The organism is Bifidobacterium sp. LH_389 (assembly GCF_056357235.1).
Map to the genome: position 1 here is coordinate 120517 of NZ_JBKEVR010000005.1, position 26133 is coordinate 146649.

At 63.1% G+C, this 26133-nt stretch carries 12 protein-coding genes; 1 reads left to right on the plus strand and 11 read right to left on the minus strand.

The features are described 5' to 3' along the window. The first annotated feature begins 81 nt into the window (after positions 1-81). Positions 82-2022 carry an SGNH/GDSL hydrolase family protein gene (locus AC1AZA_RS07065; RefSeq protein WP_476513956.1) on the plus strand — a complete coding sequence of 647 codons (1941 nt, stop codon included), beginning with the start codon at positions 82-84 and terminating at the stop codon, positions 2020-2022. 32 nt (positions 2023-2054) lie between these two features. Here AC1AZA_RS07065 and AC1AZA_RS07070 read toward each other — a convergent pair whose 3' ends face one another. From AC1AZA_RS07070 to AC1AZA_RS07120, 11 genes are all read right to left on the minus strand, one after another. Next, the gene (locus AC1AZA_RS07070; RefSeq protein WP_476513957.1) at positions 2055-3959 is read right to left on the minus strand and encodes a DUF2264 domain-containing protein; all 1905 of its coding nucleotides are present in this window, start codon (positions 3957-3959) and stop codon (positions 2055-2057) included. Positions 3960-4435: 476 nt separating this feature from the next. Beyond that, positions 4436-9826: a discoidin domain-containing protein gene (locus AC1AZA_RS07075; protein WP_476513958.1), complete on the minus strand. Its 5391-nt coding sequence runs from the start codon at positions 9824-9826 to the stop codon at positions 4436-4438. 129 nt (positions 9827-9955) lie between these two features. After that, positions 9956-15220, minus strand: a complete 5265-nt coding sequence (locus tag AC1AZA_RS07080; protein ID WP_476513959.1) for a hypothetical protein — start codon at positions 15218-15220, stop codon at positions 9956-9958. A gap of 234 nt (positions 15221-15454) precedes the next feature. Continuing rightward, positions 15455-16444 (minus strand): LacI family DNA-binding transcriptional regulator, encoded by a 990-nt coding sequence (locus AC1AZA_RS07085; RefSeq protein ID WP_476513960.1) that lies wholly within the window; start codon positions 16442-16444, stop codon positions 15455-15457. A gap of 94 nt (positions 16445-16538) precedes the next feature. Beyond that, positions 16539-17912 carry a Maf family nucleotide pyrophosphatase gene (locus AC1AZA_RS07090; RefSeq protein WP_476513961.1) on the minus strand — a complete coding sequence of 458 codons (1374 nt, stop codon included), beginning with the start codon at positions 17910-17912 and terminating at the stop codon, positions 16539-16541. Positions 17913-18133: 221 nt separating this feature from the next. Then, entirely contained in the window at positions 18134-19138 is a 1005-nt protein-coding gene (gene thrB / locus AC1AZA_RS07095; protein WP_476513962.1) for a homoserine kinase, read from the minus strand. Between the two features lie 35 nt (positions 19139-19173). Continuing rightward, positions 19174-20484, minus strand: coding sequence for a homoserine dehydrogenase (locus AC1AZA_RS07100; RefSeq protein WP_476513963.1), 1311 nt, complete (start codon positions 20482-20484; stop codon positions 19174-19176). Between the two features lie 289 nt (positions 20485-20773). After that, complete coding sequence (locus AC1AZA_RS07105) at positions 20774-22411, minus strand: diaminopimelate decarboxylase family protein (protein ID WP_476513964.1); 1638 nt, start codon at positions 22409-22411, stop codon at positions 20774-20776. A gap of 509 nt (positions 22412-22920) precedes the next feature. Beyond that, on the minus strand, positions 22921-23085 hold the full coding sequence (locus AC1AZA_RS07110) for a hypothetical protein (RefSeq protein WP_476513965.1): 165 nt from the start codon (positions 23083-23085) through the stop codon (positions 22921-22923). A 367-nt stretch (positions 23086-23452) separates the two neighbouring features. Then, complete coding sequence (gene argS / locus AC1AZA_RS07115) at positions 23453-25288, minus strand: arginine--tRNA ligase (RefSeq protein WP_476513966.1); 1836 nt, start codon at positions 25286-25288, stop codon at positions 23453-23455. A 375-nt stretch (positions 25289-25663) separates the two neighbouring features. Further along, positions 25664-26053, minus strand: a complete 390-nt coding sequence (locus AC1AZA_RS07120) for a Rid family detoxifying hydrolase (protein WP_476513967.1) — start codon at positions 26051-26053, stop codon at positions 25664-25666. Positions 26054-26133 lie beyond the last annotated feature (80 nt).

Consider the following 26133-nt stretch of genomic DNA (forward strand, 5'->3'; position numbering starts at 1 on the left):
ACGAACGGCGGAAGGCCACGACGCGCACCACGGGCGCGGCAGGACCTTCCGCCGTTCGCATGGCAGCAAAGGGGATTTACCATGGACTACGTATTCCAAGGCGACGGTACGGATGCAACGGCACGATCGGCACAGTCCTCGTCCGTTTCGCCAAGCGGCACGGCACGCATCATTGAACGCCGCTACGACAAACCGGCACAAGGCTGGGTGAACGGGGTGTACCGTCAACGCCAGGCCACGGAAACGGACGTGGTCTCATTCCCGTTCCCGCCCGACCGGCCAGCCGCACCCGTGCGCTTCACGTTCCACGCGCTGCGCGAGAACACCGAGGCAATGGACGGGGATACGGCCAGCATCGGCACGTTCACGTACTATTCGACCACCACGCTGATCGCCCCCATGCCCGCACGCGACTGGCAGGTAACACTGGAGCTCGCCAACGAAGGGGACGCCCCGGTATACGCCCGACCGTTGATCAACGAACTGGCATACTACGATCCGTTCGTGGTACCGGCCGGCTCGCAGACGACGGTGACGTTCACGGCCACGCTCAGCAAACGTCTGCTGGAGCTCGGTTTTGCACCGGAATCCGATCCGCAGGCAGACGACGGGCACGGCCTCTGCGAACCGCGATCCCTGCTCATGCGGAGCGTCGCCGTCCGTCCCGCACCGGGAACCGATCTGCCGGCACCCTCGACTCGCATCTTCGTCATCGCCGACTCGATCTGCCAGACGTACTTTGACAATGAACGTCCGCAATCCGGCTGGGGCGAGCATCTGTTCCGCACACTGCTGCCCGCAGGCTCGGCCGTGATCGAGCGGGACACCGGGGGTTCGGCCCTGCAATCGCGCGTGATGCGCAGCGCGGACGGCAAACTGGAGATCCGCAATCGGGCCCTGGGCGCCCGATCGGCCAAATCCTACATGGACGAGGGCCGACTCAACGAGGTGCTGCGCGAGCTGCGCCCCGGAGATTTCCTGCTGTTCCAGATGGCGCCGAACGACGACACCCGTCTGCGCCCGATGCGCTACGAAGGCCCGCAACGGTTTCTGGATTTCGTGGACCGCTACATGGTGAGTGCCCTGGACCGGGGCGTCACGCCGATGCTGGTGACTCCCTGCTGCACCTGCGATTTCGCCGCAGATGGCACCCCGGAACAGCGCTTCGGGGTCTACCGAACGCTGATGCTCGACTACGCCGCCGCACACGGCATTGCCGTAGCCGATCTGGGCGCGTACGGACTGGCACTGGAGAGAAGGTTGGGACCGTTGCGCGCCCAGGCCCTGCACATGAAGCTCGACGCCGGGCAGTATGCGAACTATCCGGACGGCGTGGACGACAACGTGCATCTGACCGTGCTCGGCGCCGCCAAAAGCGCGCGGTTCGTGGCGGGCGAGTTTATGCGCGCGTTTCCGGACTCCGGGTTCGGCGGCGGATCCGGCGACGGGCTCGGCGTGCGGGGGCTCACCGCGCTCGTCGAGGACACGCCGGGCGCGCAGGCGGTCAAACTCCGGTGGCTCGCCTCGCCGGACGCCGAATACTACACGGTGACGCGACGGGAGCCGTCCGGGGCGGTGGCGATGGAGACCGTGACGCTCAACCCGTGGTACTACGACCGTCCGTCGCCGGATTGGCCGGCATGCGCGGATTACGAGATCGTCGCGTGGCGCGAGGACCGTCCCTCCCCTGCCGCGCGTCTCACCGTGCGCCACCGCTTCGACCTGTCCGCGCACGCCGACCGTCGCATCGGCGGTCTCAACGTGTACGAGGTGGACCGGGGCACGTTCCCCGGGCAGGTCGCGTTCTCCGTCCGCTTCCGCGTCCGCCCGGACGCCGACCGGTACACGGTGGCGCTGTTGGGGCCGGACGGCATGCGCCGCGAGCTCGACCACATCCCGTACGCGCAGGTCAACGGCCTGCACAGCTACCGCGTGGACGACGCCGACGGCCTGTCCATTGCGATCGAGGGCGGCAATGCGGCCGGGGAGCGGTTCGCCAGCGATCCGGTGCCGCTCCCGTAACGGGCCGCTTCGTCTTCGCCGATCGTCCGGCGCTACTTGGCGAACTCCTCGAAGGTGACCGTGCGGGTCTGGCCGTCGGCGGTCGCGATGGTCAGCGCGTTGCCGTCGAGCGTGACGGACGGCACGACCACGCGGCCGGACTCGTCCAGGCTTTCGAGTTCGCGGTCGCCCAGATAGAGCGAGACGAACACGTACTTGCCGGGCTCGATCACGCGGGTCTGCTGCGGGATGCGGGTCTTGGGGAACTGCAGGTTGGTGTTCGGTTCGGGCGTGGAAAGTTCCACGTCGAAGCCCTCGGAGGCCACCAGACCGGTCAGGCCCTCGGCGGTGCGGTAGAACAGGCTCTTCGGCGCATCCTCGGCGGCACCGGCGGCCTCCACGGTTTCGCCGTAGTCCGGCAGCGCGAACGAGCCCTCGGCCAGATGCAGCGTGCGGGCCGTGTCCACCACGTGCACGCGGGCGTGCCACGGCATGAACGGCACTACGTAGTTCTGGATGCTCACGTTGTCCCACGGCTGCCACAGCGTGTACACGTAGTCGTCGTGCAGGGCCCACGCCTTCTCGTCGGTGAACATGGTACGCCAGAAGTAGTCGCCCTCCGCCACGGCGAGCGCGGAATCGTACGCGCCCTGGGCCAGCGTCACGCCGCCCTTGGGCACGGAGAACGCGAAGGTGGAGGAGTACACGAACTTCTCGTACTTGGCCTCGCCGTGCGCGTGCTGCCAGTTGTGCTGGCCGGCCACGTAGGCGCGGACCTCCTGGCCGGTCTTGCTGTGCTCCACGATCATGTGCGGTTCGGGCTGCACCTTGACCGGCTCGAACTTGAAGTCCTCGGTCTCGCGCACCGACCAGAAGGGGTCGTCGTCGGGCAGGCACAGGAAGATGAACGTCTTCAGGGCCCAGTACGCGGAAGCCGGGCCGTTGTAGCCCTCGGCCATGTTCATGTTCGGGTAGGCGTAGCCGATCGGGATCAGGCCATCGGACTGGAACATGTTCTGCTGGAACCACCAGCGCAGGTTGCCCATGAGCAGACGCTTGTAGTCCGCGACCGACCAGCCCTCCGGCGGCTTAACGCCGGCGAACGCGGCGGCGCCCCAGAAGGCGGCCTGCGCGAAGCGGTAGTCGAGGCTGCGGCCGTAGGGCAGGCAGGAGCCGTCCGCGGCGAACCAGTTGGCGTAGCTTTCCACGAACGGCGTGGCGCGCTCGCGCAGCAGGTTGCTCTGCGCGTCCGTGCCCTTGGTGAGGCCCACGAGCACCAGCGTGAAGAACTGGTAGGCGAACGGGATGTAGTTGTCGATGTGGTCCACGAAGCCGTCGTACGACCATCCGTGGCCCAGATAGTGCGAGTTGGTGATCTCGAAGCAGGCGTCCACCTGCTTCTGCTGCTCGGGGCGGCCGTGCGAGGCGAGCCACGTGTTCACCATGGCCTGGAACAGCAGCCAGTTGCAGGTGGGCACCACGTGGTGGTTCACCTGATCGAGCCAGTTGAGGATGTTCTCCTGCTGCACGCCGGTGAGCTGATCCCAGAAGTCGGATTCGGTCTCGTACAGGAAGGCGGTGATGGCGCCCATCTCCACGAACAGCTGGTCGTAGTCGATGAGCGGGTCGCCCCAGTAGTCCGGGTCGCCGGGCGTGGTGCCGCGGATGATCGACTCGGTGGTGAACTGCCACCAGTGGCCGAAGCGGTTGATGTTGTGACGGTTGGTCTCGCTGAACAGCGGGCCGAGGCCCCACAGCAGGCGGCAGAAGCCCTCGATGGACGTGCGGTCCTGCGAGTACACCGCGCCGGAGTCGGACATGCGGAAGCGACCGTAGCGCCCGCCCTTGAGCATGAGTTCCATGGCCGGCTCGAGCATGTCCACCAGGGCCTGCTCGCACTCGGCCTTGGTCTTGAGACGGTTGGTCTTGAGTTGTTCGTTGAACGGTTGGATCGCCATATGCACCTCATTGTCGTTCGTTGCGTCCTTGATGAAACGTTATGAAGCATAGCATATCGTCCAGATTTAATCAAGTTCGATCAGTTTTAATCACTGTCTTGCCGTGTCGCGCATCACCATGTCGGATGGCATACGTCATCGCGACCAACCATGTACGAGCCCTCTGACGCGGTATGGCCATCGGCCTTTGGCCGATGCGCTGTTTTTGTGTCCTTGCGCATCTCGGATTCACCGGGAATCCCCTCACCAGAAGGGGCTTGGCTCGATGGCGTCCAACGTCTTACGTCCCTCGAACCGCCATGCGTCGCAAATGGCCGGGGTCTTACGTCGACGGAAATAGGGCGAGACAGGGAATCCGGTCGATCCACCGCGCCGCAAGGAAACACGGTAGTGAAAAAGGGACGGCGCCGCGGACCGACCGGAAGTATTCAAAGTGTTTGGTCGGCTGTATATGAGGACAGCCGACCAAACATGCGTCAGGATTCCTTGGCACCCTGACGCCCGGGCATCATCATTACGAGGCCCGCCGCAGCCACGATCAGCACGACCGCAGCCAAGCCGAGAACGGCCACGCCCGTCTTGGGCAGACTTCCCTGAACCTGATCGCCAAGCTCAGTACGCTGCTGATTTGCAGGACGGCCGGATTGATCTCCAACGGACGAATCGATACCGGAATCGGTGTCGGAATCGGTGTCGGAATCGATGTCGGAATCGGCAACTTTGATCAATTTGGACTGGGCATCAATCAAAGCGTCCTTGGCGGCATCAATCGCCTCCTGAGTGGCGGTCTCATCAGCAGCGATCGTCTTGGCCTCAGCCAATGCAGCGGCAAACTTGGCAAAGGAAACCTGTGTGTAATCAGCTTCCTTGAGCGACTCGGCAACCTTGATGACGTCCACGAGTCCCGTCGCATCGCCCGGGTCCGGAGTCGGAATCGGATCAGGAGTCGGAACGGTCTCAACAAGACCAGACTTCGCCTGAACCAAATTGATCACAGCAGTGTTCACCGCGGACTGATCCGCATCGCGACCAACCGATTTGGCCGCCGCCAGCGCTTTGGCGAACGGAGCCCACGATTCCGCCGTATAATCCGACTCGGCCAACTTGTCCGCAGCGGCAATCGCCATATCCAGCACGGAACGATCCACCTCGGGTTTCGCGACCGGTGCGATCATCAATGCTGCCCGGGATTTTGCCAAGGCAAGCAATGCGTCGTTCACCGCGGATTGATCGGCCGTTTCATCGGCGGCAACCGCCTTCGCGCTCTTCAATGCCTCAGCAAACGCCTGCACGGTCTCTTCCGTATAACCGGACAGATCCATGCCTTCCATCGCTCCGATGAGCATATTCAGCGAGGTTTTGTCCACCGATTGCGCCGGCATCTTCGTCACCAGCTCGGATTGGGCCTCGATCAGGGCGATCGCCTTGGCATCGATCTCATTCTGGGATGCGTTGGCATCTTCCGCGACGGCCTTGGCATCCGCCAGCGCTTTGGCGAACGGAGCCCATGATTCGGCGGTGTAATCCGACTCGATCAACTTGGACGCGGCGGCAACCGCGGCCGCAAGCACATCTCGGTTGACCATTGGAGCAGGGTTTTCACCCCGCTCCAATGCCGTTTCGGCATTCAGCAGCGCAGTCACGGCATTGTCGACGACGATCTGAGTGGCGGACTCATCAGCAGCAACAGCTTCCGCCTCGGTCAAGGCTTCACGGAATGCTTGTACAGATTCTTCCGTATACCCATCAAGGTTCACCGCTTTCGCCGCATCAATCGCCGCAATCAGCACTGTCTTGTCAACCTCTGACACAGGCGGCTCGGGATCCGGATCGGGAGTTGCGGACTGCGCGGCGACAAGTACGGTCGTCTCCAGCAGACCTTCAAAAGCGGCTTTGCCGTTTTTGGCCTGTGGCCAATTGTAGACTGTGAGCTTGAGATACTTTGCCGTCACCGGTTCGCTCAGCTTATTGACCACGAATCCGGGGAACACGTTGTTCCGCGCATCCACGATTTCGCGCCAATCAGTTCCATTGTCGCTGACGGACAACGCATACTGGTAAGCGGTTTCGGAACCGCTGACCAGACGGGTGGTCAAGTCGAATTCCGTAATGGGCTGTGAATCCTCGAATCGATACGTCACTTCATACGGCTTGCCCGTATGGGACAGATACTGTTTGGCATCCTGCTGCTCCTTCTGATCCATGCCATCGGTCAGCAGGCCGACGACAGAAGGATCATCACCGAATTCAGAATCCGAAACGGATGCCGTGCGAGACATGTCACGCCCGGACTGCACCGGAACCGCGCCATACTCGGCATCGAACTCGACCTTCGAATACCACGCCCCGCCGATGAAGCCATCATGGAACACCAATGGCGTGGCACGCGTGGATGTTCCAAGCGGCGTCTGCGGGTTTCGAGACGCACCCCAGTGATATCCGACCGCCGTGTACGTGGTTCGCTTGTCTCCCTTGCTGATGGAGAAATGATCAAACTGAGAATCATTGAACGCCACATTGGCCACCTGCCTAGTGTCGCTCCACCCCGATTCGATGCTCTGAGAAGATGTGTATCGGGTCTGGGACGGATACCATCCCGAAGTGCCGGAAGCGAACGTAAAATACGTACCCTCTATCTTGTAGATGGCGGCTGCCTCAAGATGCTCTCCCACAAAGATCTTTGTGATCTCGTGATCCGGTTGCGTCCATTCATCATTCAGTTTGGCGATCAGGACATCCCGGTTATTGTTCACCGAAGAGACGATATAGGCGGCGTCGTTCTCGGTATACAGCGTCAGGCCTCGCGAATCGTAGCCCAGCGGACGATCCGCATATTCGTCGACCACTCCCTTACCGGGATCGATCTCGATCAAAACCAATTGAGCGAGGCTATATCCCTTGGAGGATTCGAGATGCCCGTAGCCGATCACATGCCCGGTCCGCGGATTCGTCACGAAATGCGCTCCTTCGATCCTGCGGTCGTCTTTGCTCCACACGACTTGGGGATCGCCATAGGTTGCGCCTCCGTCAGAGGACACAGACTGGATGATTTGCAAGGTCTTCGTACCATCATCATTGGCGACGTTCTTCCAGCTATACCGGTATTTGACCGACGCATCCGAATCAGATGCAACTTGGGCAGCAACCTCATCCGAGGAATTCCGGACGGTGCCGGGTTTGGAATCCACATCGCTTTCCTTGGTCGAAACGTTGTCCTTGACCCGAGTGATGTTGGTCGGAGTGAACGCCCGAACCGCGTTGGTTGTCGCAGTCGCCACAACATGGCCATCCTTGCCTCCGGATTTCGCCTCGATGGTATAGACGACATCCTGACCCATCGGCAGATCATAATCGTCTATACGATTGCCGGTGGTGTTTGCCACCAATGTCCTATCGTCGCCGGTACCGCGATATACCGTATAGGTATCCGCTCCCTCCACGGAGGCATCCCAGAAGATCTTGGCATTATCCGCGTCGGGTTCGCCTTCGAGACGAAATTCCTGAGCCGCCGCACCGAATCGGCCGTTCTCGGGCTCCGGCCCCGGATCGGGAGTCTCGGGTTGTGAGGAGGCTACCCATACGAGTGCGAGTCGAGCGTTATAGCCTTTGGTGGCGTTGGTGCCGAACTCTACGTCCACTACGGATGCCTTGCCGTCAGTGGAGGCCGGAACCGTCACCTCCTGTATGATCCGGGTCGCGGAACCATCCGAAACCGCTTCCTTGCGTTCGCCGATCGTCTGCTCGCCGACTCGTACCGTCGAATAGATGTTCGTCGTCTGTCCGGAACGTGGCGCCTGCACCGTGCCGATCATGTACGTGCCCGCAGGCAGCGTCAGGTGGTACGTCACCGGTTTGTTGAAATTCGCACCGACATAGGAGTCTTTCCACTCGGCCGCATCAGTGAATCCCGTCGCGACACCGGCTTGGGTGGAATATCCCCACGTTTTTCCGGAACTTGAACCGTCCCACTCCTGATCGGCCACGGCATTGAGCAGATCGACGTCCTTCGCCACGCTCCCGTACAACTCGGACGTATTGGCATCGCCGCCGGTATTCCCCGAATCGATCAGATACCGCAGATTCGCCGGGATCGCCCGCACCGACGCGGACACGCGCGATCCATCCGCCAGAGACCCCGTCAAACGCACCGACGAGAACTCTTCCGCAGCGTTTGCCGCACTTACGCTTTCCTCATCCCACGTTACCGCCACGGACGCACCGCCGATGTCCAGCTTGCCCGGCAACGTCGATCCCATCGTCCAGTTGCCCAGCTCCTGAACTGGCCGGTACACGGTACCGTCGTTCGGGTTCCAAGATGCGCGTCCTTCAATGTGCACGGGATCGTCCTCATCGCCCGTCAGCATGATCGGGAGCCAGATCATCTTGGAGTCCTTGCCAGCCGAACCGGTGGTCGGATCCACCACCCAACGCTCGCCCGTATAGATGAACTCGCCCTTGGCGGCGTCCTTGACGATGATGTGGTTCGGTTCGGATTTATAGGCTGATTCGGCCATATCCCCTACGAACGGATTGCCTATCTTCTTCCACTGGCTCTGCAGCATGCTCTTGGCCTGGAAGAGGTAAACGGTAGCGTCGCCCCATCCGTTCGTGCCCTTGGAGAACATGTAGTATTCGCCGTTCCATTTGAACACCGGCGACGCCTCCAGACCCGTTTCCGGCAGGATTCGCGCGTTCCACGTGCTGCTCTCGCCCGGCTTCACGGCGTCGCCTTCGGTTTCCGGCCCTGTGTATGTGTCGTTAAGACGAGAGACGTACATGTACTTGTTCATCTCCGAGGCGTACACGGCATAGACGTCGTTGACGCCATCGTTATTGGAGTCCGCGTCGTCGACGAACAGATTCATGCCACGCGATTCACCGAGTCTTGTGGAGTTCAGGTCGGTGTCGTAGTTCATGCGCGTGGAGTTGACCAGAGTGAACGGTCCGAACGGCGTATCGGATTGCGCGAAACCGATCTGCGCCCGGCCGTACCGACTGGCCGGCATATTACCGATTGACGCAGTGTTGCAGGTACCATCCTTGACGAACTGCGCATCGGATCTGCAGGCGTCGATCCATGAATTCAATTTGGTATTCGCATTCACCGGGGAATCGGCGTGGAAGATGATCATGAACTTCTTCGTCTTGGGGTTGTAGACGTTCATCGGTCGTTCCACGACATTGAAGTCGCCGTCGAGATATTGGAACGCCAGTCGCAGATGCTCCTCATCGTATGCGATCGCATTGCCGTCCGCGTCCCACTCGGTTACATACGCCTTGACGAACGCCTTGGCGCTGGCGGCAGTCTGTTCCACCCCCTGCGCCTTGGCCTCGGCCTGACTCAGATTCGCCAACGTTTTAAGCCGCGCATATTGGTCTTCGTCAAACACCGCATATTTGCTGCCGACTGCGGGTCGCGTGGAATCCACATCGATGTAGTCATCATCGGCCGTTACCGCCACGCTTTTGTACGGCAGGATCTGATGGGTGGGAAGCACATTGCCCATGTTGTGCCAGGTGATCAGGTCTTCGGACCAGTATCCGTTGATGCCGTCCACCGGACGGGTGGCGTGGGTCTTGTTCTCGCCATACAGCAGATAGATGTCGTCGCTCGCATCGCCGTCTCCATTGATGTCGATACCGACTTCGGATTCATGGTATAGGTTCGTGGAGGCACCATGCGCCTCGATCGGATTGCCGCCGGTGTCGTACCAAGTGTCTCCCACGGAAATCGTGGTTTTACCGGCAACAGATACCGCAGCGGAATCGTCGGCCGCCGCCGAATGCGTTGCAAGACCCAGCCCGCCGATCAACGTCGCCGAGGCCAGCGTCATTGCGGCCAGACGCCTGAATAGTGATGATGTCATGAGGTTCCTTACATCGGGGATGGATAAGTTGTTGGAGGAACCGGCGACTCGTACACGCAACGGCGCGCGAGTCGCCGGGAACGGGTGGTTCCCTCCTCAAGCAGGAGAGAACCACCGTGTTGATATGGTTCAGCAGTTCCGGCGCCGAGACAGGCCGAAGGCCAGAGCGCCAACGGCGCACAGCACAACGGCGGACGCAATCGCCATGGTCGTATTGGCACCGGTAGAGGCCAACGACTTGTTTTGGGAGACTGCGGTTGCCGTGTCGTTTCCGGAACTGGGGTGCCTCTGCGCGGAACCGTCATCCGAAGGCTGCGGATTCGGAGTTTCCGGAGTTTCCGGAGTTTCCGGCGTTTCCGGCGATTCCGGCGATTCCGGACGAGGATCGGCAGGGGTTTCGCTCTCTTCGATCACAAGCCCCTCACGTGCCGCGTCAAGCGCCTTGGCGGCTTGGTTGACCTGTTCCTGAGTGACCGTCGAATTCTTGAGCAGCTCACGCGCCGCGTTGAGCGATTGCACAAACGTGTTCCACGATTCCGCAGTGTAGGTCCGATCCTCCACCTTCTCGGCGGCGGCGATCGCATCCTTCAGTACGCTCAGATCGACAGTCGGCTTGGCGTCCGGCTTCTCTTCGGGAGATTGAGGCTCGTCTCCGGCGACCCGGACCAGGTTGGATTGCGCTTCGATCAGCGAGGAGGCCGCTTGGTTCACCGCAACCTGGCTCGCATCCGAGGCGAGCGACTTCGCCGCATCAAGCGCCTTGATGAACACATTCCACGATTCGGGGGTGTATTCGTCTTCAGCGTCGACCAGCTTGTTCGCCGCCGCGATCGCAGCATCCAGCACAGCACGGTTCGTCGGCTCCGGCTCGGGCGTATCAGCGTGCTCGATCGTCAGCTTGGACTGTGCCTGCGCCAAGGCGTTGAAGGCATCGTTCACGCTCTGCTGCGTGGCATTCGCATCGTCGATGACTTTTTGCGCAGCCTGCAGCGCCGCGGAGAACGTAGCCCACGATTCCTGCGTATAGCCTTCGGACTTAATGGAGGAAGCAGCGTCGACCAACGCCTTCAACGAGGTCTTATCCGTCTGCGAGACCGTCTCCCGAAGAACCAGATTTGCCTGTGCAGCGACAAGCTGCTTGGCTGCCTCATCCACATCCTGCTGCGTGGCGTTCGCGTCGGCCTCGACCGCCTGCGCCTTGGCCAGCGCATCGGTAAACGACTTCCACGATTCGGTCGTGAATTTGGACTCTGCGTCGGCAAGCTTGGATGCTGCGGCGATCGCGGCGTCCAGCACATCTCGCTTGACCTCGGGTGCCGGAGATTCGGCGACGACGAGTCCGGACTGCGCCTTAAGCAGTGCGTACACGGCGTCATCGACGCTCTTCTGGGAAACCCCATCGGCGTCAGCCACACTTTGGGCTGCAAGCAATGCCTTGGCGAACGGCTCCCACGTCTCGGGCGTGTAATCGGCTCTGTCAAGCGCATTCGCCGCGGCGATGGCGGCATTCAGCGTGGTCTTGTCCGCAACGGAGCGCACCCACAGCAGCGCAAGTCGAGCGTTGTTGCCGCTCGTACCATCAGTGCCAAACTCCACATTGACCACGGTCCGCTCATTGAGCTTCACCACAGCGGTCAGAGACGCGGTCGCGGTGCCGGCCGCACCGGTTTGCCTCGCGGCGAGCTCGTTGCCCTCGGCATCGGTGACGGTCATGTAGAATTTGGCCGTTCGCGCCGTATGCACCCCGCCGATCGTGTATTCGCCGGCGGGAAGTGTCAGATGGTAGACGATCGGCTTATTGTAGTTCGCGCCGACATAGGAGCTGGCCCAGTCGGTAGCGTCACCTGGGACGGGTGCCACCGTGGATTCGGTGGAATATCCCCAGGTCGTGCCGGAATCGGAACCATCCCATTGGGCGTCGGCTGCGTCATTCAGCAGATCGGGATTCGATGCCTTCACGCTGGAGTAAGCCGACGGCTGGGCGGCGGTGCTCGCACCGGAATCGATGAAGTAGCGCAGATCTTCGAGCGAAACGATCACCTTGACGCTGACGCGCTGGCGCACACCGTTGACACCATGTTTGGTGACACCGGTCAGAGTCACGGTGTCGAATCGAGCCGGGTCAGCGTCGCCTATGGCTTTGACCGGATCGACGTCCCAGTTGATGTCGTCGAACGATACCGTTGCGCCGTTCACCGTCAGTGTTTCAGGCAGCTGTGCGGCATCGCTCACGGCGTCGAGCATGCCAAGATCGGCGACATCGGAACTCACCGGGCCTTCGGTGATGGACAGACGGGCGTCGTCAAGACGTGCCGCGAGCGCGTCCACGCCTTCCTGATCCGCCTTCGCACCGTCCTTGACGAGTTCCTCCGCGATGGAGAGGTTGTTGGACAGCACGTCCCACAGCTCGGCCTTGCCCTCGTCCGAGGGCTTGTTCACCTGCTTGGCGGCATCCACGGAGGCACGTAGTGCCGTGATATCGGCCGAGCCCACGGCATTGGCCGCGATTACGCCGACGGAGTCAATGACGAGCGTGCCATCGTTCGCCGTTTCGAACGTCACCGTATGGGTGCCGTCCGACAGTCCGCGCAGGCTATAGGTGGTGGTGAATTGTTCGGATGCCTTGGTCGAGGCCTTGGCGGCAATGAGTTTGCCATCCACCGTCACGTTGAGCGAAGCCGCACCGGTGTTCGCGCCGACGAGATCGAGTCCCGTACCCGCGAACGTAACGGTGAGCGCAGAACCCTTGGTCTTGGTGGTGGACTTGGAACGTTGCACCTCGTGCCAACCGCTGCCCACGATCTGACGCCAGTCACCGGTGTACTCAAGCACTCGCTTGCTGTTGTCGTCCCATGAGGTCATATGCATGTTGTCGATGGAATCCGCATAGTAGGGGGTGTATCCGGCCACCGTCTCCACCGTGAGGTTATCGAAACGCACGAAATTGAAGCTGGATCCCAGCTGCACACGACCGGAGGTCTGCGGTACGGAGTCGGTGAAGGTCAGGAAAGAAGCGGTTTCGCCATTGACATATGCGGTGACCGTATTCCCCGCCACCTGTAGCGCGATGCGGTTGGTCACATTGGCACCCGGCTTGAATGCGGAACCCAATGTACCGGACTGCACATCCTTGCCATACCGGCGGAGCTTCCATGCACCGTCGGCAAAGACGCGCAATTCGTAGGCCGCCGTGTCGGCGCCGCTGTTGGTTCCGCCAAACTGACGAGCCCCCACCATGGCATAGGGCACGGATCCGGTAGAGTCATAGTCCTCGAAGGAGACGTCCACGCTCACCCGGTAGTTGGTCCAGCGGCTGTCACCGATCCACGTGGTCGGGTCGCTGTCCTGCCATGCACCGGAATACGGTTCCCAGCGCTTGTTGTCGGTGCTGTCGTAATACTTCCAATCGTTGGACTGCATGCCAGGACCCACCTGCTGACGCAGCACATGGTTGCCGCCTTCGGTTTTCACCACTTCGAGCGAACCATTGGTGTCGTCGGTATAGCGGGGTGCGGCCCCTTCGTCTCCTCCGCGCGAATCGAGATAGGATTCGCCGGAGGAAACAAGCTTGCCCGTGGCCGGATCCAGGGTCTTGACGTCCTGGTATTTGCCATCGGAGTATTCGAAGTCGTCGGCATACAGCGTGTTGTCGCCGGTCACGCCCTGCTTGGCACCGGTGGCATCGGTGTCGAGCACGGCTCGGCTGTTTTCCTTGGTCCGCGGCACATCGGTGTCGACACGACCGTCCTTTGCGGTGCTCCCGCCCTTGTCGAGCGTGGTGGCGGTGACGATGGACCAAGGTTCAACTTCCACGGTGTAGGTGCCATCGGCGTTAGGCTGGATCTCCTCGCGCAGCTGCTTGTAGTTGGCATCGTACGCCTGACCGCTGTTGGCGTCGGCAGCCTTGGTCTGCCAGATCTCCATCGTTTTATCATCGCCGAGGTTCAACCCATCGGTTTTGATGGTGTAACGCTTGGTGTACTTGGAATCATTGACGATCACCGAAGAGAAATCCGAGGCGTCGGGCGCGGCAAGGGTGATGTAGGATTTCTCGCCGTTGCGAGCACCCTTCACCGGATTTTCGCCGGTCACATCGCTGGCGCTGGCCCCCGGAATGGCACGCCATATGCCTGCGGTATTGTCGTCGTTCTCCCAACCGGTTTTGGCGAACTGCTGGAAGTGCTCCAATATGGATGTGGCACCGTCGTAATACATCCATCCGGACCACGGATCACGCGCGGAGACGACCTCCTTGTACCCGAACTGCACGCCCTCATAGTAGGATGCAATGGCCGGCTGGTAGATGAAATGCGTACGGTTCGACTTGGCGAATCCCTTGATGGCCGTATTGGCCATTTCCAAGGCGCTGTAATTGCCTCCGATGCCGGAATCGGCACCTTCCACATTGTTGTTCGGCCGGTCCGCCGTATTGGACAGCGTGGCCTGCCCTTCGGAGTTCCAAACCTCCTCATCGTACTGGGTGGCGAGCTTTTTGAAATTGCCCTTGGCGTCGTCGCTGGCGTAATAATGCCAAGACGAAATGTCCACCAAATCGCGCAGCTCGCTGTCGCTGACCATCGCGTTGCCGAAGGTGGGAGCCAAGTATTCATCCGAGATGTTGATGTCGATATTGTGGAAGGCATTCCGCTCCGCGTCATCCTTCCACGCGGGGATCGGATTGCCGTCCGGATCGGTCTCGCCCTCGCTCACGATGAAGCCCTCGGTGTCGGACTTGAGTCGCTTGGCGAACTCCTTGGTCCACTCGAGATCCGCTCCCTCCTCGTTCACGCCGGGGTTCACGGAATCGATCATGTAGCCGAACTCGCGGTTGACGGCCAGAATGGTGTTCTTGTACCAGTGATACACGTCGTCGTTGCTGGTCACCCAGGCCGGCACGCGCCAGCGCAGAATGCTCACATGCACATCCGGGTTCACCTTTTTGGCATCGGCCGCCAACTGGAATCCCGGGTCGCGTTTGACGTTCGGATACTCGTCGGCGCTGCGCATAGAGGCGGCGTTCGGCCCGGACGACGTGTTGCGGTCGTTGCCCATTTCCACCTTGACATGGGTGAACATGGGGTTGCTGCCGCCGAATAGGGTCTTGATCAGTTGCCAGTACTCCTCGGGATGTTCGGCCTTGTAGTCCATGAGCAGCTCACTGGAATTGTTGCCGCTCAACGCGCCGAAGCCCTTGAAGGTCAGACCATTTTTCAGTTTGGCGGCGGACAGGATGTCGCTGCCCCTGACCGTAAAGCTTTCATCCTGCACAGCGCTAGCCGCGGACGCGGCACTTGCCGAAGTCACCGCGATCCCGGCCGTCATCAGACCGGACATCATCGTGGCCACAGACAGCACCGACGCCGCTACGCGTTGTGGCACGGTATGGCTTCCCATACGCATTCCTTTCCTTTTCTTCTGCGCGGGGCTTCAACGCCCCGCATTCCCGGCGACTTCTCTGTAAGCGCCGACGAACCTCTCCGATTAATCGGAAAGCCTCGATGGCGATAATTTTATAGCGTTTCAATAATTTATGCAAACAACATTAACAATTAGCGTGGCGCGTACCGCCATACACGAAAAAGATACTGATTCACCGGATACCGTCGCCTCGTCACACGCGTGCGCGGATTACAGCGCCGGCGAGGAATCCCGGAACATCAAGCGATGCATCACATAACGAACGGAAGACTCGCCCCGTCGTCTCTCCTCGACCTGTTCGAGCAGCGCTCGGACGGCCTCCTCGGCCACGGTCTGTTTGCCCAGATCCACCGTGCTCAGCGTCGGTACCGCATACCGACTTTGATCAACGTCATCCATGCCGATCACACGCACATCATCAGGGATGCCACGTCCCCGATCCAACAGACGACGCATCACGCCTAGTGCCAACATATCGTCGCAAGCCAGCACCGCATCGAAATCCGGCACGGATTCCAGCAGCGCATCGACCGCCAACGCCCCTTCCAAACTGTTCCAGTCATAGACGGGACGCACCAGACGCATATCAAACGGCAGACCCGCATCCTCCAACGCCATCCTGTACCCCCGTGCGCGGCAGGTGCGCGACGTGCGGAGCGGACCGAATTCCCCTCCCACGAAGGCGACGCGGGTTCGACCAGCGTGGATCAAATGCATGGTGGCGTCATAGGAGGCCTTCACGTTATCCACGGTGACATTCGGACAGGGCGCGTCAAACGGCTGCGTTCCCAACAGCACCAATGGATAGTTTCCCGCGAACAGTTGCGCGTCCCGTTCCCCCATAAGCACAGGGCTGATGATCAGACCATCGGTCAGACCGTGCTTCGCCATATCTATGCACTTGTCAATACGGCTTCTGCTCAATCCGGTGGACTGCACGATCACACCGCATCCACGCGCGTCGGCCGCCGCGATCACCTGCTCGGCAAGCTCGGCGAAATACGGCTGGCTGAGGCTGGACACCGCCAGCGTGAACGTGTTGGTACGGCCGGTTTTCAGCGTGCGTGCGGCAGCGTTGGCGACATAGCCCAAATCGCCTATGGCCTCCCTCACTCGCTTCGCCGTCTCCGGCGACACTCGCACGTTGCCGTGCAGGTAATTCGACACCGTGCCGATCGACACCCCAGCACGGGCGGCCACGTCATACAGCGTCGCACGTCCTCCCACACCGGTATGGGAGGACTCCCACCGACCTTTGGTCGGGCGTCCCACATGATCACGCGGCGAAGACGCCTCAGCCGACATCGGGCACGGTAGCGTCGGCGGCCGCGCGGTCGCGCTCGGCCATCTCGGCGGAGATCGCCTTGAGCCGCGCCACGAACTGCGGCCAGTCGCGCTGCATGGCGGAGATCAGCGTGTAATTGCCGACCTCACCCAGCGGCACCCACTTGACCTCGGTGCTTTCGTCGTCGTTGGCGCGGGGACGGACCTCGTGACCGGACTTCTCGAACGCGAACACGGTGGTGTAGCCCCACGGGCCGTGGTCCTCGCGGTAGGAGCCGACCACGTCGATGTCCTCCGGGCGGATGTTGGCTTCCTCGAAGCTCTCGCGCAGCGCGCCCTCGAGCGGGCTTTCGCCGTCCGCGGTGGCTCCGCCGGGCGCTCCCCACGTGCCGCCCTCTGCGCTCCATGCGGCACGGTGCTGCAGCAGCACGTGCGTCACCTCGCCGGTGGCTGCGTCGCGCCGGGCCAGCAGCACGCCGGACGCCCCGTTGGTGCCCCAGTGCTTCTTGCCGCACGCGCAGTCGATCCAGCCGTCGCCGGGCTGGTGCACGTTGTCGCGCGGGGCGTCCGGATTGTCCGGGTTGATGCCGAGCTGCTCGTCGCGGCTGAGATTCCACAGGTCGGTCACGCTGTAGCCGAGTTCGCCGATGAGCCGACGCAGGGTGGGCAGGCTCAGGCCGATGATGCCGGACGGGTCGCCCTGGATCGATTCGATGAATGAGCCGCCGAAGCCCTCCAGCGTGAACGAGCCGGCCACCTCGAGCGGCTCGCCGGTGGCGATGTAGCGTTCGATCTCCTCGTCGGTGTACTCGCAGAAACGCACCTCCGCGTGGCTCACCGCGCGCACCGTGCGACCGCTGGACACATCGATCACGCAATGGCCGGTCCACAGGGTGCCGGTCTTGCCGCGCATCATGCGCAGGCGTTCGCGCGCGTGGTCGGCGTCATGCGGCTTGCCGTACGCGTTGTTGCCGATGCAGAACATGGAATCGCAGCCCACGATGAGCGGTCCCTGACGGGATTCGCGCTCGGCGGTCAGTCCGCCGTGGCGTTCGATGGCCCGGGCGATGGGCTCGCGCTCGGCGATCACGTCGAAGCCCTCCTTGAGCGGACGGCACACCTGCAGTTCGCCGGTGGCAGCCTCGGCGGCCCCGCGAATGTCGCGATAGGTGTCGTACACGGCCTGCGCCTTGGCCTGGGCAAGAATGAGCACCTGGCTCTGCACCGGCAGTTCGCCCACGGTCATGCCCAGACGCGTGGCCTCATGCAGCACCACGGCAGGTTCGTCGACATGGGAGACGCGGATCGTCGCGCAGATGCCGGCGTTGTACAGCACGTCCCTGCGGGGGCGTGACTTCGACGCGAGAATCAGCGGAACAGACATAGCTACACCAACTTCCTCGTACGTGAGTTCCTAACTGCACTTTATCGCACCTCACAGCGGATGGGGATATGCTGCGCCGATCGGCGCGTTGCGAAGGCACGACGGAGGCGCCGGGAAGGCGTTGCGGAGTCGTTCTCGTCCCGCGCGGGCCAGATCCGCCCGGGACATGGGCGCACCCCTCCAACGGCGATGGAATCCGGCGCGATCCGAAACGCCGCCCGCTAACCGGCGATCCGCTCGATCCGCACGCCGCCCGCGTTGATCGGCAGGTGCAGCATGCGCCAATGCCCGGAATTGAGCTCGTCCGCCACCAGACGTTCGATCGCCTCCACTGCGTCGCCGTAGTGCAATACGAGCACGCACGGGCCGGCTCCGGAGACCGCTGCGGCAAATCCGGCCTTGCGCAGCTTGGCGATGAGCGCGGTGCTCGGCGGCATGAGGGGCGCACGGTACGGCTGGTGCAGACGGTCCTGCGTGGCGGCGAACAGCAGCGTGTTGGCCACGTCCGCCCCGCCGACCGTCCCCGGATTCATGGCCGCGGGCATGAGCCCCACGCGCGAAACGTTGTACACGGCGTCCGCGCGCGCGATCCTGACGGGCAGTGCCTCGCGCGCCTTCTCGGTGGACAGCTCGTAGTCGGGCACGAACACGAACGCGTTGATGGCCGGATCAACCGGATAGTTCACCGCATGGAAACCGCCGCGCAGGGGCTCCCCGCCGGCGATGGCCACGGAGCCCACGCCCTCCGGCGTCTCGAAATCGTAGGAGACCGTAAGTCCCCCGTACACGGCCGGAGCCACGTTGTCCGGATGCCCCTCGATGTGCGCGGCAAGGTCGAAGATGGCGGCACGGTTGAGCTCGCCGCGGTGGGCGAATCCGGCCGCCGCCGCAATGCCGGCCACGATCGCCTCGGCGCTCGAGCCCATGCCGCGCGCCTGCGGGATGCGGTTGTGCGCCACCATGGTGAAGCCGAACCGATCCAGTCCGAACGTGTCGCACGCCTTGCGGAACGTGGAGACCACCAGATGCGTTTCGTCGCGCGGCAGGGTGTTCTCGCCCTCGCCGTGGATCTCAATGTGCGCCGACCGGTCCTCTGGGTTCGCGTTCGTGGTGAACTCGATCTCATCGAAGTAATCGAGCGCCAGGCCCACGGTGTCGAAGCCGGAGCCGAGATTGGCGCTGGTGGCGGGTACGCGAACGCGCACGGAACGGATGTCGGGCATCATGACGGTCTTTCCCCTCCTAGCCTTTGGCCGGCCGCTCAGTCGAGCACACGCAGGATGGACGGCTCGCCGGTCACGAAGTCGAGCTGCTGCACGGCCTTGACCGTGTTGCGCAGGGTCACCTCGTCGGTCGGGTGGGTCACCACGCGCAGCTGCTGGATCTCGCCGTCGTAGCCCGGGTCCACGGCGGTGGGCTTCAAGTCCTGGTTGACGCCGTTGATCGAGACGCCGTTCTTCGCGAATTCGGCGGCGATGGCGGCGAGCACGCCCGGCTTGTCGTGGATGAGGAAGCGCACGGCGAAGGCGGCGCGGGAGGCGTCGGCCGGGGCGAACGGCAGGTTGTTGTACAGCGGGATCTGCGGACCGGTGCAGCCGGCGGCGATGTGGCGCGCCTCGGTGACCACGTCACCCACCACGGCGGACGCTGTCGGGTCGCCGCCTGCGCCGCGGCCGTAGAACATGAGGTCGTCCGCCGCCTCGGCCTTGACGAACACGGCGTTGAAGCTGCCATGCACGCTGGCCAGCGGGTGGCTGTCCGGCAGGAGGGCCGGGTAGACGCGCGCGGACACGCCCGCCTCGGAACGCTCCACCACGGCCAGCAGCTTGATGACCTTGTGCTCGGCGGTGGCGGCGGCGATGTCGTCCGCGGTGATCTTGGTGATGCCCTCCACGCTCACGTCGTCGATGGTGACGTTGGTGTGGAAGCCGAGCGTGGCCATGATCGCGGCCTTGTTTGCGGCGTCGTAACCTTCGATGTCCCCGGTCGGGTCGGCCTCGGCGTAGCCCTTGGCCTGCGCGTCCTTGAGCACGTCGTCGAACTGGAGGCCCTTGACGGTCATCTCGTCGAGGATGTAGTTCGTGGTGCCGTTGACGATGCCGAGCATGCTGGTGATCCGGTCGCCCACGAGGGACTCGCGCAGCGGGCGCAGGAACGGGATCGCGCCGCCCACGGCCGCCTCGAAGTAGATGTCCACGCCCTTGTCCGCCGCAGCCTGATAGATCTCCGGGCCGTACTTGGCGAGCAGCGCCTTGTTGGCGGTGACCACGGATGCGCCGGATTCGATGGCCTTGAGCACGAACGTGCGTGCCACGGTGGTGCCGCCGATCAGCTCGATCACGATGTCCGCCTTGGTGCACAGCCCGGCGGTGTCCGTGGTGAGCAGGGACTTGTCGATCCACGGGTAGTTGACCTCGTCCGGGTCGAGGCAGGCCACGCCCACGAGCTCGATCGGGCGGCCGATGCGCTTGCCGAGTTCCTCCCTCTGCTCGACCAGCAGGCGGGCGGTGGCGGAACCGACCGTGCCGGCTCCCAGCAGTGCGACGCGAATGGGGGTGGTGTTCTCGGCCACGGATGCTCCTTACGACGAACGACTAACGCTTACGATGAAACGACTCAATCCCTTCCATCCTACGGTCTCCCCTTGTCAGGAAGGCGGTCCTGGCGGCTGGGCTGACCGGCTTGACCGGTCCGCAGGCTTGGAAATACGGGCTGCGCGGGCCGATTCCGGCGATTCACAGCACTTTCGGTCCGAAATTCGCCCGAAAATCGGCCCGATAGTGCTGCGAATCCGAGATTTCGGCCCGCGCAGCCCGTAATGTTGCGCGCCCGTGACCGGCACGGCTCACTTGCTCACTTGCTCACTCGCTGACGTCGAGCGCGAGCAGGTCGTCGACGGTCTGCCGACGGATCATCACGTGCGCGCCGGATTCGGACACGGCGACGACGGCCGGGATGAGCGCCTGATTGTAGTTGCTCGCCATCGTGCGACCGTACGCACCCGTGACCGGCACGGCCAGCACGTCGCCGCGGCGGATGTCCGCAGGCAGCTGCACGTCGTGCACCACGATGTCCCCGGACTCGCAGTGCATGCCCACCACGCGGCACAGCGTGGTCTCCGGCGCACCCGGACGGTTGGCAAGCAGGGCCGTGTAGGCCGCGCCGTACAGGGCCGGACGGATGTTGTCGGACATGCCGCCGTCCACGGACACGTAGGTGCGCACGGTGCCGTCGGACAGATGCACGGGCTTGACCACACCCACCCGGTACAGGGTCACGCCCGCGGGGGCGACGATCCAGCGGCCGGGCTCGAAGCTCACCGCAGGCTCCGGCATGCCGAGCGCGCGGTTCACGGCATGCACCGCCTCGGCAAGACGCCCGAGCTCGCGGTCGATGTCCATGGAATCCTCGCCGTCCGTATAGGCCACGGAGTATCCGCCGCCCAGATCCACCTCGGGCAGGGTGACCGCATCGGTGGCGTAGAAGGTCTTGCGCAGGAGCATCATGCGCTTGGCGGCCTGGATGAAGGCGTCCGCGTCGTGGATGTTCGAGCCGATGTGCGAGTGGACGCCCACGAGCTCCAAATCCTCCGAACGGGAGGCGATGTCCTTGAGCACGGCGAGCGCGGGACCGTCGGCCACCAGACTCATGGCTTCGGCGAGCGCGCGGTCCGCAGGACTCACGTCCTCGTGGCTCAGGTCATACGGGTATTTGACGTCGTAGCGCAGTGTGCGCCCGTGCGGGGCTTGGCTCCGGCCGTCCGCGCGTTCCACGGCGCCCCCTGCGGCGTGTTCCGCCATCTTCGCGTTCGCCCCGGCGGGCGTCACGGCCGTCAGATCGTCGAGCACCTTGAGCGCATCCGCATCCGCCCCTGCCGGCAGCAGCGGCACGCCGAACTTCTGGTCCTCGTGCGCGGTGGAGATGTACTCGTGCCCGCCCGCATGGATGCCCGAGGTGACGCGCAGCATCACGCGGGCCCGCTTGCCGAGCCTATGCGCGATGGCCGCAATGCGGGCCGGCTCCCCCGGCTCGTCCACCACGATCTTCGCGAAACCCTGCTCCACGGCGAGCGCGATCTCCTCGTCCGACTTGTTGTTGCCGTGCAGCACCAGACGGCGACCGGGCACCCCCGCGGCGAGCGCAATGCGCATCTCGCCCATGCTGCACGTGTCCACGAGCATGCCGGCCTCGGTGACCAGCCGGACGATCTCCTTGGACAGGAACGCCTTGCCGGCGAAGCTCACGTGCGTGGTGGAGTTGCTGAAGGCGTCCGCAGCGGCGCGCACGAAATGCCGGGCTCGCGCCGTCACCTCATCCGTGTCGATGAGGTAGAGCGGGGAGCCGAATTCGTCCAGCAGGCCTTGCGCGGTACGGCCGTGGAACGTGAGAGCACCTTCGGCGTCGATCGCCGTGGCTTCGGGCCAGATGGCGCTGGGACGCCGGCCGGAGCCGTCGGCGTTGGCTGTGCGGGTGTTGCGCTGGTCGTGCTGGTCGCTCATATGGTGCTCCTGACGCTTGTTCGGGCAAATGCAGATTGCCCTCCAGCCTACGCTCCGACGGGACGCGGCGGACATAGCATCCCCCATTGCGGGATTTGCGCGTCATCCCGATCCTTTCCGCATCGACTGTCCCCGTCTGGCCTCCTCATGACGGCTACGTAGCGGCGTATTTCCGATTCGTGTGGTGGTTTTTCCTTGAACATGCCGAGTAGACTCGGCGTCATTCCGGCGGTTTTCCAACGTGGTTATCCGGCCGGTGCCCGAAAATCGACCACACGAATCGGAAATATACGGCCGGGCGATATGACAGCTCTCGTCTCCGCACCAGAAACTACGTAAAAATCTCTTTCCTACAGATACTTTCGAGATGTGCGACCTTCTCGGGCCCGCCGTTTACTTCCTCTCGAGACATTCCCGCGGCGTTCCTCGCGATATTCCCTCGGATTCGCGTCCTTCATGCCCTGCTAAACCGCCGCGCGGCGTGCGAACCCGGCGCACGCCGCCCCGCGTCACTCCTGCGCAGGTGCAGGCTGAGGCTGCGCCGCGTGGCGCCTGCCCTCGCCCGGAATGCGCACCTGACCGTAGATGAGCGCGCGCGTAAAGTGCTGCGAGCACAATCCTTGCGATTCCACCGGCTTGTCGCAGCCTACAATGCTGCAAGTCACGTTCAACATGTCTCTACCTCTCTCTTCACTGCGAGAGGGTCGCCGAGGCCTCATCCTTAAGACCTCTTGTGCCCCCTTCATTATCGACACTAGCCGTCCCACATACTGAACACAAGGGGAAATCCGAGGCTGATACGTATCGACGACACACGTGAGCGCTCACTGTGACGAACATCACATTCCCGAACAAGCAAAGCCGCCATTCTGCCGTTTCTTCCTTGCGGAACACCAACGGCGGAGTGGCGGCTTCGGGTAGCCTCCCACAATCTGTAAAAAAATCTGGTAAGCGCAAATCCTGAGTCAGCACGGCTCAGGATTCACCCCCTACCGGGCCGGCGGGAACGACGGGACAACGCTGCGATGCATGCGCCTGCGCTCACATGCGCTCGGGCGCGGACACCCCCAGCAGGTCAAGGCCGGCGGCGATCACCAGCCGCACCGCGTCGTTGAGCTTGAGGCGCGCGGCCGCACGCTCCGGCGAGGGGTTCTTGGCGATCTCGAGCGCCTCGCGGCCCGCATCGTCCTGACGCGTCTCCGGATCGGTCAGCGCCATAGGCACCACTCGCTCCACGTTGTACCACTTGTGGTACGCGGCGGCGAGATCCTCGAGGTAGCGGGCCACGCGATGCGGGGCGCGCAGATCGCCGGCCTGCGCCACGGTGGCGGGCCACTGGGCGAGTGCGGCCAGAACCTCGCCGTCGGCCTCGGTGTCCAGCAGGGACAGGTCGGCCTTCGTGGCGTCGATGCCCGCCTCGGCGGCGTTGCGGTCCACGTTGCAGGAGCGGGCGTGCGCATACTGCACGTAGTAGACCGGATTGTCGTTGGTGTGGCTCGCCAGCAGGTTGAGGTCGATGTCAAGCGGCGAGTTGTAGTCGGAGCGGGCCAGCGAGTAGCGCGCGGCATCCACGCCCACGGCCTCGGTGAGATCGTCGATGGTGACCACGTTGCCGGCGCGCTTGGACATGCGCACGGCCTTGCCGTCCTTGAGCACGTTGACGAGCTGGCCGATGAGGATCACCATGTTCTCACCCGGCTTGTCCCCGAACGCCTCGCACATGGCCATCATGCGGCCGATGTAGCCGTGGTGGTCGGCGCCGAGCATGTAGATGGCCACGTCGGCGGGCGCGGACGGCGTGCCGTTGCGGTGGCGCTTGTTCCAGTAGTAGGCGATGTCCGCGGCGAAGTAGGCGAATTCGCCGTTGGACTTGATGATCACGCGGTCCTTGTCGTCGCCGTGCTTGGTGGAGGCGAACCAGGTGGCGCCGTCCTTCTCGTAGATGTCCCCGCGACTGCGCAGCTCGGCGATGGCGCGGTCCACCTCGCCGTCCCGGTACAGGTTGTTCTCGTGGAACCACACGTCGAAGTTCACCTTGAAGTCCTTCATGGACTGCTGGATTTCGGTGAACATCATGGGCACGGCGCGCTTGCGGAACTCCTCGCGCAGTTCGGAGTCGGATTCGCCGATCGGCTCGCCGTCCGCATTGAGACCCTGATCCTCGTGGCCGAGAGCGGTGAGGTCCACGCCGTCGGCTGCGGCCTCGGCTTCCACGCGGCGGGCGATCTCGTCAATGTACGCGCCCTTGTAGCCGTCGAACGGGGTTTCGGTCTGGTAGCCCCTGTCCCCCAGATCGTTGGCGCGAGCCCACGCGGCCACGAGCGACTTGGCGAAGCGGTTGATCTGCTCACCGTGGTCGTTGAAGTAGTATTCGCGCACCACCTTGGCGCCGTTGGCCTCCAGCACGCGGGCCATGGAGTCGCCGACGGCCGCCCAGCGGGTGCCGCCGATGTGGATCGGCCCGGTGGGATTGGCGGAGACGAACTCGAGGTTGAGGGTCTGGCCGCCCAAGTGACCGTTGCGGCCGTAGGAGGGGCCTGCGGCGAGCACGGCATCCACCACGGCTGCGGCGGATGCGGAATCGAGCGTCACGTTGATGAAGCCGGGGCCAGCCACCTCCACGGACTTGACGCCAGACTCAGCGGCAAGCGCGGCGGCGATCGGTTCGGCCAGGTCGCGCGGCCTCATGCCGGCCTTCTTGGCCAGCTGCATGGCGATATTGGAGGCCCAGTCACCGTGCGCACGATCCTTGGGGCGCATCACGGCGAGCTTGTCGACGGGCGGGATGAGATCGTCGGTGAGCTGGCCGGCCTTGCCTGCGGCCGCGAGCTCGTGCGCGATCTTGGAGATCAGTTCACTTAAAGCTTCAGGACTCATTCTTCCAAGAATACCGTCGCGTCTGACAGCGGGGCATCGCAGGCCGTCCCGGGGGTATCCTTGCGGACCGCGGCCTTCGGCACCCGTTTTGTAACGATTTTACAAAACGAGTGCCGTCCGATGCCGTCCGAGACCGCTTTTGTAATTTTTTTACAAGGACAGCGCCGAACGGGCAGCTTCGAGACCGGTTTTGTAAAAAAGTTACAAAAACGGTGGTTTGAGGGTGCCTACGACGCCACAATTGGAGTTTTTTACAAAACGAACGTCGAAGGTCGAACACGGCTGCCGCACGACCGGGCACCGTCACCGCGCGACTGTCGTACGGGCCGGACACGACCCGTGCAACCGTGCCCGTCCCCGTGCGGCGCAACGCGGTCACTGGGCGGCGATGGCGTCGATCTCCACGAGCGCACCCTTGGGGATCATGTTGTTGCCGAACGCCACGCGGGCGGGCTTGACGGAACCGATGAACACCTCGGCGTATTCGGCGTCGACCGCCTTGAAGTCCTCCACGTTCTTGAGGTAGATGGTGGCGCGCACCACGTGCTCAATGCCGGTGCCGGCCGCGTCGAGGATGCACTTGATGTTCTTCAGCGCCTGGGCCGCCTGGGCCGCGGCGGTCTCCCCCGCCAGCTCGCCGGTGGCCGGGTCGATGCCCAGCTGCCCGGAGACGAACACGAAGCCGTTGGCCTTCACCGCCTGGCTGTACGCGCCCAGTGCCGCAGGGGCTTGGGAGGTTGCCACCTCTTCCATCTTTTCGCTCATTGCATGCCTCGTTTCCTTCAGCCATACCGCAGGACCGTCCCGCGATCACGCACCGCCCGGCATCGGACGGCGCCGTCGCT

What these genes read in the sequence shown, in the direction of transcription:
- AC1AZA_RS07065 (WP_476513956.1), top strand. Translation starts at nt 82, where the DNA reads ATGGACTACGTATTCCAAGGCGACGGTACGGATGCAACGGCACGATCG.
- AC1AZA_RS07070 (WP_476513957.1), bottom strand. Translation starts at nt 3,959, where the DNA reads ATGGCGATCCAACCGTTCAACGAACAACTCAAGACCAACCGTCTCAAG.
- AC1AZA_RS07075 (WP_476513958.1), bottom strand. Translation starts at nt 9,826, where the DNA reads ATGACATCATCACTATTCAGGCGTCTGGCCGCAATGACGCTGGCCTCG.
- AC1AZA_RS07080 (WP_476513959.1), bottom strand. Translation starts at nt 15,220, where the DNA reads ATGGGAAGCCATACCGTGCCACAACGCGTAGCGGCGTCGGTGCTGTCT.
- AC1AZA_RS07090 (WP_476513961.1), bottom strand. Translation starts at nt 17,912, where the DNA reads ATGTCTGTTCCGCTGATTCTCGCGTCGAAGTCACGCCCCCGCAGGGAC.
- thrB (WP_476513962.1), bottom strand. Translation starts at nt 19,138, where the DNA reads ATGATGCCCGACATCCGTTCCGTGCGCGTTCGCGTACCCGCCACCAGC.
- AC1AZA_RS07105 (WP_476513964.1), bottom strand. Translation starts at nt 22,411, where the DNA reads ATGAGCGACCAGCACGACCAGCGCAACACCCGCACAGCCAACGCCGAC.
- AC1AZA_RS07110 (WP_476513965.1), bottom strand. Translation starts at nt 23,085, where the DNA reads ATGTTGAACGTGACTTGCAGCATTGTAGGCTGCGACAAGCCGGTGGAA.
- argS (WP_476513966.1), bottom strand. Translation starts at nt 25,288, where the DNA reads ATGAGTCCTGAAGCTTTAAGTGAACTGATCTCCAAGATCGCGCACGAG.
- AC1AZA_RS07120 (WP_476513967.1), bottom strand. Translation starts at nt 26,053, where the DNA reads ATGAGCGAAAAGATGGAAGAGGTGGCAACCTCCCAAGCCCCTGCGGCA.